At 42.9% G+C, this 13,939-nt stretch carries 9 protein-coding genes; 6 read left to right on the top strand and 3 right to left on the bottom strand.

The window, feature by feature from the left end; translation table 11 throughout:
• Positions 1-45 precede the first annotated feature (45 nt).
• The 6 genes from cysS (at position 46) to pdxH (ending at position 9,866) form a co-directional block, all read left to right on the top strand.
• The gene (gene cysS / locus ACS8FB_RS06525) at positions 46-1,506 is read left to right on the top strand and encodes a cysteine--tRNA ligase (RefSeq protein WP_439261607.1); all 1,461 of its coding nucleotides are present in this window, start codon (positions 46-48) and stop codon (positions 1,504-1,506) included.
• A gap of 143 nt (positions 1,507-1,649) precedes the next feature.
• On the top strand, positions 1,650-3,587 hold the full coding sequence (locus ACS8FB_RS06520) for a mechanosensitive ion channel family protein (RefSeq protein ID WP_439261606.1): 1,938 nt from the start codon (positions 1,650-1,652) through the stop codon (positions 3,585-3,587).
• Positions 3,588-3,756: 169 nt separating this feature from the next.
• Entirely contained in the window at positions 3,757-5,781 is a 2,025-nt protein-coding gene (locus ACS8FB_RS06515; protein WP_439261605.1) for a mechanosensitive ion channel family protein, read from the top strand.
• 347 nt (positions 5,782-6,128) lie between these two features.
• A complete protein-coding gene (gene guaB, locus ACS8FB_RS06510; protein ID WP_058368540.1) occupies positions 6,129-7,601 on the top strand; it encodes an IMP dehydrogenase in 1,473 nt (490 codons plus the stop codon).
• 189 nt (positions 7,602-7,790) lie between these two features.
• The gene (glmM, locus tag ACS8FB_RS06505; protein WP_058368541.1) at positions 7,791-9,155 is read left to right on the top strand and encodes a phosphoglucosamine mutase; all 1,365 of its coding nucleotides are present in this window, start codon (positions 7,791-7,793) and stop codon (positions 9,153-9,155) included.
• A gap of 42 nt (positions 9,156-9,197) precedes the next feature.
• Positions 9,198-9,866 carry a pyridoxamine 5'-phosphate oxidase gene (gene pdxH / locus ACS8FB_RS06500; RefSeq protein ID WP_439261604.1) on the top strand — a complete coding sequence of 223 codons (669 nt, stop codon included), beginning with the start codon at positions 9,198-9,200 and terminating at the stop codon, positions 9,864-9,866.
• 118 nt (positions 9,867-9,984) lie between these two features.
• Here pdxH and ACS8FB_RS06495 read toward each other — a convergent pair whose 3' ends face one another.
• The 3 genes from ACS8FB_RS06495 to ACS8FB_RS06485 form a co-directional block, all read right to left on the bottom strand.
• Complete coding sequence (locus ACS8FB_RS06495; RefSeq protein WP_439261603.1) at positions 9,985-11,301, bottom strand: HlyD family secretion protein; 1,317 nt, start codon at positions 11,299-11,301, stop codon at positions 9,985-9,987.
• Positions 11,302-11,402: 101 nt separating this feature from the next.
• Positions 11,403-13,019 carry an efflux MFS transporter permease gene (locus tag ACS8FB_RS06490; protein WP_439261602.1) on the bottom strand — a complete coding sequence of 539 codons (1,617 nt, stop codon included), beginning with the start codon at positions 13,017-13,019 and terminating at the stop codon, positions 11,403-11,405.
• Between the two features lie 261 nt (positions 13,020-13,280).
• Positions 13,281-13,916, bottom strand: a complete 636-nt coding sequence (locus ACS8FB_RS06485) for a glutathione S-transferase family protein (protein ID WP_439261601.1) — start codon at positions 13,914-13,916, stop codon at positions 13,281-13,283.
• Between the last annotated feature and the right edge of the window lie 23 nt (positions 13,917-13,939).

Raw genomic sequence — 13,939 nt, 5'->3', positions numbered from 1 at the left:
GGTTACGTTTTATTTTCTTTATTTTTATCAAAAGGCTTTTTTATTATGACCACACCACTTGCCGATGCGATGTCTCAGCTTGTCATTTATGATTCACTCACTGGCGGCAAACGTCAGTTTGAACCACTTAAAGCAGGGCAGGTAGGCATGTATGTATGCGGTATGACTGTCTATGACTATTGTCACATTGGTCATGCTCGCGTTATGGTTGGGTTTGATATGGTAGTGCGCTGGCTGGCACGACTAGGCTATGATGTTGATTATGTGCGCAATATTACCGATATCGACGACAAAATAATTGCTCGTGCTAATGAGAACGGCGAAGATATTAGTGCGTTGACGCAGCGTTTTATCGAAGCGATGCACGAAGATGCGGCCGCACTCGGCTGCGAGATGCCAGATGCTGAGCCTCGGGCGACTGAACATATTGATGAGATGCAACAAATGATTGAGACGCTGGTTACGGGTGACTATGCGTATGCTGGTGACAATGGTGATGTCTATTATGCAGTAGACAGCTTCTCTGACTATGGCAAATTATCTAAGCGTAACCTTGATGATATGCAAGCAGGGTCACGTATCGATGTCGAAAACGACAAGCGTAACCCGTTCGACTTTGTACTCTGGAAAGCGGCAAAGCCTGATGAGCCGCAATGGGCGTCACCTTGGGGCCAAGGGCGTCCAGGTTGGCATATTGAATGCTCAGCGATGTCAACTAAGTGCCTTGGTAATACCTTTGATATACATGGCGGTGGTCATGATCTGCAGTTTCCGCATCACGAAAATGAGATAGCGCAGTCTGAAGCAGCGACAGGTTGCGAATACGCGCGCAACTGGATGCACATCGGTTTTATTAATGTCGATGGCGAAAAAATGTCTAAGTCATTAGGTAACTTTTTTACCATACGTGATGTAACCGCCAAATATTTGCCTGAGACGGTACGTTTTTTCTTATTATCAAGCCATTATCGTAGCCAAGTAAACTTCTCTGATAGTGCTTTAGATGAAGCACATAATAGCCTAAGCAGACTATATAACGTCTTAAAACTGGCTGAACAGCAAAAAGGACAATCGCTAACAGTCACTGACGAATTGATAAACAACGCTTATAATAGCGCGGCTGGACAAGATTTTATCAAAGCCATGAATGATGACTTTAATAGCTCGACAGCGATTAGTGTATTATTTGGGCTGGCACGTGATGTCAACAAAGCCATCAAAGCTGAAGATTTAGACACAGCATGGCGCTTGGCGCAGCATCTAAAAGCGTTGGCACAAGTACTCAATATTTTGCAGCAGCCAGTCCAACAGTTTTTGCAGGCAGTGATTGGTGATCAAGCAGATGATGGGTTAACCGATGCTGACATTGATGGATTAATCATTGAGCGTGCAAAGGCCAAAACCGATAAAAACTTTGCGCGTGCTGATGAAATACGCGAGCAACTAAAAGAGGCAGGTATTGAGCTTGAAGACAGCCGTACTGGTACAACATGGCGCCGTGCTTAAGCCGATTGCTGGTGACATTAAATACGTATATTAACAAATTAAGTCAGCTCTACGCTGGCTTTTTTTTGTGCGCTGTTTTAGTTTGATTTTATTTTTAAGATATCTTTTTATATGACATTCACAGATGTATAGGCGCTAATTTTATGACTAGCTTTACCAAAAATGATTTTGAAATGAAATCTTCTAAAGCTTATCTCATGATTGGTTTGCTAATTATTATAGCTGGCATCATTTATATGCCAGCTAAAGCTGCCTCAAGTGATACTGAGATACTCACTAACAAAGACAATGCACCTGCTACTAGAGCAGAGCAGTCAATAAACAGTCCAAATGGTTTTATAGAATATGCTGAACAAAAAGTTGAAACCCTTGAACAAGGTGGTTTTGAGCTGTCCGATACTATCAATGAGGCTTTATATAATGACGAGCGAGCAGCGATGCAGCAAACGGATAAGCTGCAAGGATATACCGGACTTACAGGTGGGCAAGACGCAAACTACTTTGTTTTAACGCGGCTAAATAACGGTCTATCACCGTTGTCACCACCGCCAAACCTATCCACACCGTTTGCGACGTTGGAGTTTTTTCAAACAGCTGCAGTCACAAAACGTTTTGACTTGGCAGCTTATGCGCTTAATTTAAATTTGCTTGATCCAAGCGTGCAACCAAGCCGTAGTATGGAGTTGTCTAAACGTCTTGATTTTTTGCTACATAGAAAGGATCTTTATGTTTTTAATAAATTGCCAGATCGTCCTGATGGTTTGATTGAATCCTCTATTGGTAGCAGTGATCCCCTGCATGGTGTTTCGCGCCGTGCCATTCAACTTGGTCATATTGATTATCGTGAGCATCGAATACCTATATTTGTCGAACGAGTAAAAGTCGAAGATAACGCTCCTGTTTGGGTGTTTTCTGCCCAAACCGTCAGTCATATTGACAAGCTTTATGACCAGTACAAACCTGCAAAGTTCGAAAGCTATTTGCCATCAATGCTTAAGCTGCGAGTCCTTGGCATTGCTGTTTGGGAGTTTTTGGCTTTATTTATTTTCTTTATCATGACGCTAGGACTGGGTTGGGTGGTTAGTAAACTTACTGGCCGTTTGATAGACCATTATACCAGTGATGAAAATGGCTCTTACATCGGTCGCAAAAAAAGTATCACAGACTTGGTCAATAAATTTACCGTGCCGCTGACCTTTACTATTAGTTTGTCTTTAGTATTTACCTTGGTTTCAGGTGGCTTTCCTTTTATAGACGCTATTGCAACAGCGACGCGTCCTATAGTATGGATAGCTTTAGTACTGAGCGCTATTTGGCTTGGTATTCGCGTCATTAACTTCTTTGCCAATCGTTACGAGGACATTCAAATCGACAGCTTAGGGGACGAAGAGTATGACGAGTACCGTAAGCGTACGACGTATCTGTCAGTATTTCGACGTGTTTTTATCTTTGTTATGGTCATTGGTAGTGTTTGGATTGGGATGAGCGAATTTGTCAATCTTGAGGGCCTTGGCAAAACCTTATTGACCTCTGCTGGTATTTTAAGTGTAGTGATCGGTATTGCTGCGCAGCCAACGCTTGGCAACATTGTTGCGGGCTTACAAATAGCCATGACTCAGCCCATACGTATCGGCGACACAATTATGTATGATGGCAATTGGAGTACTATTGAGGATTTGGGTTACACCTACGCTACCATCAAGACCTGGGATGAGCGCCGCTTGTTTGTACCGATGCGCTACTTTGTGACAGAGACCGTTGAGAATTGGTCACATCCTGATCCGCATCAAACGTTTACAGTATCTGTACTGGTGGACTATGGTATCAATGTCGATGACGTTCGTGATAAGTACGCTGAAGTAGTGCAAGCTAGCGAGTACTGGGATGGCGAGACTGAACCCATGCTGTACGTATTGTCCGTAGATAGAGACACCATAGAGCTGTATGGCACTTTGGCGGCTGACAATCCTGATGATGGCTGGATGCTGCAATGTGAGATTCGTGAACAGCTGCTGGACTATCTTTACGATGAGCAAAAACCCTATCTACCTGCCGAGCGTATTACTTTTAAAAACAGCTAATATAATTTTTAAAAAGGCTAACGTGATTGTGCGGACAATAAATACGTATACTAACAAATTAAGTCAGCTTTACGCTGGCTTTTTTTTGCTGACTACATTAGCTTATCATCATACTACAGCCAAGATTTTTTATATGAAAACGCCTTGTCATTCAAAAATGCATAAAAATATGAATACTTTAAGAAGTGTTACTGGTAAAGACAATAAGCAAGTCAGCCATTCTATACAAGATAGTCACGCGATGCATTATGAGAGGCGCTATAAAGCGCTGCAAATACTATTAAGCTTTTTTATCATTGCACTGAGCGCTCTTTGTATTCCTACTTATGCCGCAACTAGTAATAATGAACTCAGCACTAGTGAACAAAGTGTCAGTGAGTCAAATCCTAACGCTCAAGATGATCCAAAAACTCAGGTAGCTGCTAAAGCAGAAAATTTGATCGACTATACGGCTCAAAAAATTAACACAATCAAAAAAGAAGGCGTGAGTGTCTCTGGAGTGACAGAAGAGATATTCGATCCTACAGAACTCAATGCTGTACAGCAGTCTGGAAATTTACAAGGTGATGCAGGATTAAAAGGGGAGTATAACGAAGGCTATTATATTTTAGATAAGCTCAATACTGGTTTGCCGCCCTTATCTGAGCCGCCAAACCTGTCAACGCCACTGGCCACTTTGGAGTTCTTTCAATCAGCGGTGATGAAGCAGCAGTTTGATTTGGCTGCTTATGCGCTCAATATGAACCTGATTGACAGTGAAGTTCAGCGCAGTCGCGCCCTTGAATTAGCCAAGCGACTTGATTTTTTGTTATCTGAAAAAGAGCTTTATGTATTCGATGACCTACCAGACCGTCCTGATGGTTTAATCGAGCCGCCACTTGGTAATGCCAGTAGCGTCATGGGCATTCCTAGACGCTCTATTCAACTGGGTTACATTGATTACCGCGAACGCCGAGTGCCCATTTATATAGAACGTGTACAAGTTAACGACGATGCACCGATTTGGGTTTTTTCAGCGCAGACCGTTGGCAATATTGATAATCTTTATGAGCAGTATCATCCCGCCGAGTTCGAACGTCATTTACCCATGTGGATGAAGCTACAGTTTTTTAGCATCGCATTATGGGAGTTTTTGGCTTTATTTTCATTTTTCTTATTTACCATGGCGATGGGTTGGCTACTAAGTAAAGGCACTGAAAAAATCATTAGCCACTATATTGATGACGATCAAAGGTATAGCACCTATGTAGGCAGTACTAATGGTGTGGCGGATTTGGTAAGTAAGCTGACGGTACCATTAACTTTTAGCATCAGCTTTTCGTTAGTTTTTACTTTAGTATCAGGCGGTTTTCCATATCTAGACGCGGTAGCGTCATCGACCCGTCCAGTTATTTGGATTGGGTTGGTATTTAGTACGATGTGGCTTGGTATACGCGTTATTAACTTTTTTGCCAATCGCTATCAAGACATGCAGATTGAAAACCTATCTGAAGAACACCTGGATAAGGAGCGACGTCGTCGTACCTATGTGTCGATATTTCGTCGTGTCTTTATTTTTGCCATGATTCTCGGCAGTATTTGGATCGGTCTTAGTGAATTTACTAATATGGAAGGCCTCGGTACGACCTTATTGACCTCGGCTGGTATCGCTGGTGTGGTCATTGGTATAGCCGCACAGCCCATATTGGGTAACATCATTGCTGGTGTACAGGTAGCGGTAACCCAGCCGGTCCGTATCGGCGACACCGTGATGATGGAGGGCGATTGGACTACTATTGAAGATCTGCGTTATACCTACGCGGTGCTAAAGACATGGGATGAGCGCCGCTTAATCGTACCAATGCGTCATCTCATTACTGAAGTGGTAGAAAACTGGTCACATACTGAAGCGCATCAGACTTGTGTGGTCTATCTATACGTTGATTATGGAGCAGATATCGATGCTGTTCGAAACAAGTTTAGTGAGCTGGTTAAAGAGAACGAATTTTGGGATGGTGAGACAGATCCTCAAATGCTAACAGTGTCACTAAGTGAAAACACGATTAAATTACGCGGTAGTCTGGCGTCTGATAGTCCTATGAATGCTTTTTATTTAGAATGTGAAGTGCGTGAGCAGATGCTCAGCTATCTATATCAGGAACAAAAAGAGTATCTACCAGCCGAGCGTTTAATATTTAAAGATAGGGACGAATAACGAATGATTGGTTGATACTTTCTATTAGCAAAATAAGCGAGTAAATATAACATGCGATTTACGCGCTTATTTGTTATAATATGGCGTTATTTTTAAGGGATAATTAAGACAGCAAGAGTAAGGCGACGCTATATTTGCGCTAACCAACAAATGGTAAATGAATGGCAATCTTCTAGTGTTTTATTTAACTGGTACATTGTTTACTGTTCAAAGCCTTATAAACCAAAGTATTGTGAGATAAAGTCTTTAGCTAAAGATTAGATATCATAAAGTTGCATTGGTACTCTTGATAGACCGTCTTAATACGAGTATCCCGCCCATCAAAATAACCACCACTAGAGGTCTGTATGTTGCGAATTGTCGATGAAGCCTTAACCTTTGATGACGTTTTATTGTTACCAGCCTATTCTGAAGTCCTGCCAAAAACTGCCAACTTGTCTACGCGTTTGACCAAAAACATCACCCTTAATTTACCGCTAGTATCTGCTGCTATGGACACGGTAACTGAGTCTGAGATGGCAATCACTATGGCACAGTTAGGCGGGATGGGTATCTTGCATAAAAGTATGGATATCGTCAAACAAGCCACGCAAGTACGCCGTGTCAAAAAGTTTGAAGCAGGTACAGTGGTTGACCCTATTACGGTACATCCTGAGATGACCATCGGTGACTTATTAAAGTTGACCCAAGATAACAACATCTCTGGTGTGCCTGTGGTAGAGAAGGGCACAGATAAAGTCGTTGGTATCGTGACTCATCGTGATTGGCGCTTTGAAACTAATTTGTCGTTGCCTGTTAGCCATATTATGACGCCAAAAGAGCAATTGGTCACCGTTCATGAAGGCGAAAGTAATGAAAATATCAAAAAACTACTTCATGAGCATCGTATCGAAAAAGTCATCGTTATTGATGATGAATTTCGCTTGCGTGGTCTAATCACGGTCAATGACTTTGCCAAAGCCGAAAATAATCCCAATGCTTGTAAAGATGATCAAGGTCGCTTACGTGTTGGTGCCGCTGTCGGTACAGGCGCAGATACGCAAGCGCGCGTTGAGGCATTAATCGACGCTGACGTAGATGTTATCGTGGTAGATACAGCTCATGGTCACTCAAAAGGAGTGGTGGATAAGGTTTCTTGGATCAAGAAAAACTATCCGAATGTGCAGGTTATCGGTGGTAATATCGCAACGGGTGATGCGGCCAAAGCATTGCGTGATGCAGGTGCTGATGCAGTTAAAGTAGGTATTGGTCCTGGCTCTATCTGTACGACGCGTATTATCGCTGGTATCGGTGTGCCACAAATCTCAGCTATCGATAATGTCGCTAGTGCCTTGCAAGACAGTATTCCATTGATCGCTGATGGGGGTATTCGCTATTCAGGCGATATGGCAAAAGCCATCGCTGCTGGTGCGTCTTGTATTATGGTAGGCTCGCTTATGGCTGGTACTGAAGAAGCGCCGGGCGAAGTGGAGCTATTTCAAGGCCGTTATTATAAAGCGTACCGCGGCATGGGCAGTCTTGGCGCGATGTCAGGATCAAATGGTTCGTCAGATCGTTATTTCCAAGATGCCAAAGATGGTGTAGAGAAGCTTGTGCCAGAAGGTATCGAGGGCCGTGTTCCTTATAAAGGTCCAGTCGCTGGTATTGTCAATCAATTGGTCGGTGGTCTGCGCTCATCAATGGGTTATACAGGCTCAGCAACCATCGAAGATATGCGTACCAAACCGCAATTTATCAAAGTCACTTCAGCGGGTATGAAAGAGTCGCACGTCCATGATGTACAGATTACTAAAGAAGCACCAAACTATCGTGTGGACTAAACTGACGTATTAACCAAATTAGCGCTTTAAATATTCATTCTTTGATATATAATGTCTTAGAATACAACAGTCAACAATGCTCGTGTATTGTTGGCTTTTTTTATAAAATAAATTTAGTGGACAGACTATCATGCCTAAAGGCGTTTGGATTCTGTTATCTCTAACAGCTAGCACAAGGATATAATCATAATGAGCTATTTTGGCACCGATGGTATACGTGGAAAATTTGGACAACTACCTATTACACCAGATTTTATTTTAAAATTGGGCTATGTAACAGGACGGGTGCTTATAGAGAATAATGATAATCCTAATCGTAAACCTAGTGTGGTCATCGGTAAAGACACCCGTCTTTCAGGTTATGTGATTGAGGGAGCACTGCAAGCAGGCTTTAACGCAGCAGGCGTCGATGTACATATGCTAGGTCCGCTACCCACGCCAGCTATTGCGCATATTACTCGTAGCTTTCATGCTGATGCTGGTGTTGTTATTTCAGCCTCGCATAACCCTTACTATGATAACGGTATCAAGCTGTTTTCAGGCGATGGCAAAAAGCTAACTGATGAGATGCAAGATGCTATCAACGATAAATTGCAAGCGATGATGAATCCTACTAACGACGACTTACTGATGCCTATCATAGATCCATCGCAGTTGGGTAAGCATACTCGTATCAATGATGCTACAGGTCGCTACATCGAATTTTGTAAAGGAACTTTTCCTTATCAATATGATTTGAGTCATTTGACTGTTGTCGTAGATTGCGCCAATGGTGCAGGCTATAGCGTCGCCCCAAGAGTCATGCGTGAGCTTGGCGCTACTGTAATACCTATTAATAATAAGCCTGATGGTATCAATATTAATGCCGACTGTGGCTCAACACATCCTGAAGGTCTGCAAAAAGCGGTATTAGAATATGATGCAGACGTTGGCATTGCACTAGATGGAGATGGAGACCGTATCGTCATGGTAGACGAAACGGGTAAGCTGGTTGATGGTGATGGCATCCTATATGTGCTTGCTACTCAAGGACAGTCACGTGTTAAAGGCGTTGTTGGAACCTTGATGAGTAATATGGGCCTAGAGCTTGCACTACAAAATGCAGGAATTGAGTTTACTCGTGCGAAAGTCGGTGATCGCTATGTTATGCAAGAGCTTGCCGCCAATGATTGGTTATTAGGCGGCGAGCCATCAGGGCATATATTATGTTTGGATAAAAGCCGTACCGGTGACGCCATTATTGCAAGCCTGCAAGTACTTGCCGTTATGCAATCAGAGGGCAAAGCATTAAGTGAGCTAACAGAAGGGTTTGAAATCTTACCGCAAAAGCTTGTCAATGTCCGCTTGAATCAAATGCAAGATCCTTATGAGCAAGAAGAGTTGGTGCAAGCTTTTGATAAAGCACAAGCTACTTTGGAAGGTCGAGGTCGTCTGCTTATTCGTCAATCAGGTACAGAGCCTATGATTCGAGTGATGGTTGAGTCAGATGATGAGATTGAATGTGATGTCATGGCTAACGACTTAGCAGATAAAATCAAAGCAGTACTAGGTTAACCGTTTAATATAATGATCTTAAGATAAGGGAATAGAGTGAGCATGGACTTTACTGACCAGCGTTTGTCATACGAAAAAGGCAGTCTTGATCAGCAATCAATACCAGCATCACCGTTTGAGCTGCTAAAAACTTGGATGGATGAGGCGATAGCGCAGCAAGTACAAGAGCCATACGCTATGAGCCTAGCAACTTGCGGTACAGACCAAAAACCGAGCGTTCGTATCGTCCTTATGCGCGAGATTACCGATACTGGTATTGTGTTTTATACCAATTACGAAAGCGCTAAAGGTCAAGATATCAGCGAGAACCCTAATGCTGAGGTACTGTTCTTTTGGCATGAGCTTGAGCGTCAAATTCGCATTAGTGGTAGTGTTGCTAAAATAGATACCGATAAATCTGCCGCTTATTTTCAAAAGCGTCCGCATGATAGCCAAGTAGGCGCGTGGGTCAGCCAACCACAAAGCGGTGAAGTGGCTAATCGTGAAGTGATGGAACAAACGTTTGAGACGCTGCAAAACGACTATCCAGAAAACAGCCAAGTACCAACGCCAGAATTTTGGGGTGGTTACGAGATTACTATTCATGAGATAGAGTTTTGGCAGGGACGTGCCAGCCGCATGCATGATCGCATTGTCTATACTCGTGATAGTAATAGCAATAATATGAATAAAAACGATGCTAGCTGGTCTACCAAGCGATTATTACCATAATCTGATACTCTGATATATCGTTAATAATAAAAATGTAGCCATAAAAGGCCATGCTATAGCTTGTGTTAACACAAGCTATAGCATGGCCTTTTATGGCTACATCGTACACTGTATAGCGCTATTCTTTGGTATCAACACTTGCTGACACTGACATGCCAGGACGTAACTGTGCCAGCGCTGCTTGGTCTTGATCTAAGTCAATACGTACCGGAATGCGCTGAGCAATCTTAATGTAGTTACCAGTAGCAGGATTAGATGCACCCGCGCTAAATTCGCTTCCTGTTGCTGGCGAGATGTTACTGACATGACCGTAAAATTCGGTACCGCCTAAAGCATCGACATGAACAGTAGCAGGCTCACCGACAGTCATATTTGCAACTTGAGTTTCTTTAAAATTGGCAATAACCCAGACGCCTTTTGGAACAATATACATCAGCTGTGTACCAGCACTAACGTATTGTCCAGTCTTGACGCTAACTTGGCTCAGTTGACCTGATTCAGGCGCGGTAATAATCGTATTTTCTAGATTGATCTGCGCTTGCTTGGCACCAGCTGCCGCGTTTTTGATATTGGCATCAAGTGAGGAGCGACTACCACTGGTTTTTTTACTGGCCTCAATTGCTACTTGTAAATTGGCCTCAGCTTGCTGTACGCTCGCCTGTGCTTGAGCCAGCTGAGCTTTTGTATGGGCAACATCCGCCTTAGACACAGCGCCAATCGCATCAAGTCCTTCATAGCGTTTGACATCTTCACGTGCGCTATTAACACTGACTTTAGCACTATATAAGTCAGCCTCGCGTGCTTCGATTTGCGCCTGACTTGACTGCGTATCTTGCACGTTGCTTAAGCGATCGGTGTCTGCTATTTCGATGTTCGCCTGCGCTTGTTCCAGCTGCTGCTGAAAGGCACGATCATCGATCTTGACGAGCAGATCGCCTGCTTGCACATTTTCAAAATCTTGTACGGCAACTTCTGTCACGTAGCCTGAGACTTGTGGGCTAATAATAGTGGTTTGGCCCTTAACAAAGGCGTTGTCGGTCTGCTGCAGCGTTGGTGTGAAAGGTGGCAGTTTCCACGCATATAGGATCAACGCTATACCAATAACAATCAACCCAACAAGCAAAACCAAATTAAATAGTGATTTCTTTTTTGGTGACCAGCCTGTAGGTGCAGGAATAGGTTCAGTGGGCGGCATCGGTGTGTCATTTCCCGTTTCAACGGTTACGCCATCTGTATTTATCTTATCATTGGAGTCTTCAGGTTTATTTAAGACAGCGGTTGTTTGGTGCTCAGATGTCTCAAGCTTGGTAGTTGCAGGCTCAGGTATGTTGCGGGTCTCGGCTGACGAGTCCACAGGCGTAGCGATTTGTTGTTCAGACGCTTTGTTAGGCGTGTGTGCATCATTAGAGCCATAAGAAGGTTTTTTGTCATTCATGATGCACTCCCAAGGAATTTATTAAACATAGTAAGTAACTTTAAAAAATAATCGTAAGGTAATAGTAGAGGTAGAACACCCAATAAAATTCACACTATCCGCTATTTCTTGCCCATCATCTCTGCTAATGCGGCCAGCTCCTTGCCAAGCGGATTGTGCTTATGATAACGATAATAAAAATAAACTATCAATAAGTATAGGGTCGCGATAGTGGCGCTCACTGCCATCAAAAAGAACAAATCATCATAGGCGGCGACCGCTGCTTGACGCTGAATGCCTTGTAGTATTTGTGGCAGCGCAGCAGTATTAACTGCATTCATTGAGCTGACCATATCAGCATAGTGCATTTGGGTGCGAATGGTCGTAAAGGCTTGAATGCCTGCCGCGCCTGCTAAGCCTCCCACGGTTTGGGAAATTCCAAAGATGACTGAAAAGCTGATAATGTAAGCTGGACCGTTGGCAATCGCACGAAACATACCTTCAAATACCATAGGCCCCATAAAATATACCGCAGCAAAAGCGATCATAAACTGACTAAGATAAAACATATATGGCGCAGAGTTTAGAGATACGCCTGTATCTAGCCAAGCACCAACAGCAATCAGGGCAACAGAAAAAATAACTGGACGACGTAAATCCATTGCATTGGTCTTAAAAATACTCAGCACTAATGCTAGTGCGCTAGCGACCAATATCACTGCATAAAAAACAACCAGCTGATCATTGCCATAACCTAAATTGGCCAGTAGTCCTGCTGCACCAACGTTTTGTTCTGATAGCAAAATACGCATCACAGCGCCTGTTATCATAAATGCGATGATAGTACGGCTACGCATCCAGCGCACTTGTAGCATAGGACTCTTGCGATGCGTTTCAATCCATAAAGCAATAGCTATCGTGGCTACTGAAATGATTAGTGGATAACTTAACCAAGGTGTCGTCCACCATAAAATCCGTCCTTGCACCAAGAACACAGATAATGCGGCAAGACCTGTGGCAAAAAAGGCAAAGCTCAGGATATCAAGCTTTTCAAATACCTTTTCGGTATTACCAGGTGGCAGCTCAAGAATATTAATAAGCCCAAAACATATCAGTGCAAGGCCAAACTCAAACAAAAACAAATTTTCAAGTTGACCATCAATCGCTAAATAAGGTGAGATAATACGTGATAGCGGAATACCAAACTGCACCAGACCAAATCCTAAAATCAGTCCACTAATGCGCCGCGCAGTAGGCATGCCTTGTAGACAATAAAAAATAGACAATACTGTCATCGCACTAGCTACCACCCCACTAAAGCCACGCGCGATAAGTTCTAAATAGTAAGGCTCAATACTAATGCCAGTCGCACCAGATAATAGGTTGCTACTAACCAACCACTGCATACTAGTCGCTGATAACAAAAAGAATAAGGTAATTTTGCTAAACAACGACATACCAAACTGCTGACGTATTTTATAAAGCAAGACAGTAATGCAAACATTGGTCATGTTATAAGCGACAGATATCCAGCCGCCTTCAACAGGGGTTAAGCCCATGTCACCTTGAATTTGAGTAAGGTTAGCGACCAATAAGCCGTTTTGAAAACTGGCGGTTAGACCGATAAAGATACCGATGAGTAAGTAGAGTACCTTGCGACGTGTAGGATGATCAGGGGTAGCAGGAGAGCCCAACATAAACGGCTGTTCATGGGGCTTAAATTGGTATTCAGCACTCATATTCAGTACTCAAGGATAGAGGTAATAGGCATGGATGAATAAATAAAGTCTTATCAGAGCTTGTAAGCCGTTTATAAACTACGGCCTTGCAAGTATTGACTGACGATGATCAATAATAGGACAAAAAAATAGCTCAAGATACACTTGAGCTATTTTATCATATTCGGCATATGGTATTTAAGGCGCTGTCGAGATGATTAAGTAGTAATCTATATAGAATCATCAGAATAACTGTCAGTTTCAAGAATTACTTAAATGATTCTATACTGAGCTTGATTGGTCATGCTCGGCTTCAAGACGCATTGCGCTTTGATAGCTATCAATATTAGCAAGCTGTAATGCATATTGCTTGATATGAGGATAATCCTCTAGCTGTTTACGCTTAGCCAGCATAATCAAATCAAACGATAGCATGAAGTCCGCACCACTTAACTTGTTGCCAACGATAAAGGATTTATCCTTTACTTCATCATTTAGATAGTTAAGCAGCTTGTGTTTTTCTGCACCGATATAGCCATTCAAAAACTCATTATTGTTGATGCCGGCTTTATTAATAAACAATTCAAGCAATAAAGGCACCATGAGCGAGCTTTCAGCAAAATCTATCCATTGTAGATAATGTCCATAGTCGCTGCTATCTGTAGCAGGACGCAAACTCTCAGGTGCAAAGCGCTCAATTAATATTTGGGTGATCGCTCCTGATTCTGCATACATCACCCCATCTATTTCGATAACGGGCGATTTACCAAGTGGGTGTACTGCTTTAAGACTGTCCGGTGCCAAGTTGGTGTTGGCATCACGTTGATAACTGACAATCTCATAGGGTTCGCCAAGCTCTTCTAAGAGCCAAAGCGTACGTAGCGAGCGCGATTGATTAAGATGATGTAAACGAATCATAATATTGGCCTTTTTTGCTTAGT

Origin of the sequence: Psychrobacter sp. 1U1 (genome assembly GCF_051847535.1) — a bacterium.
Taxonomy (GTDB): Bacteria; Pseudomonadota; Gammaproteobacteria; order Pseudomonadales; family Moraxellaceae; genus Psychrobacter; species Psychrobacter saeujeotis.
The sequence above is the reverse complement of the archived record's forward strand: the minus strand, read 5'-3'. Positions and strand labels throughout refer to the sequence as shown.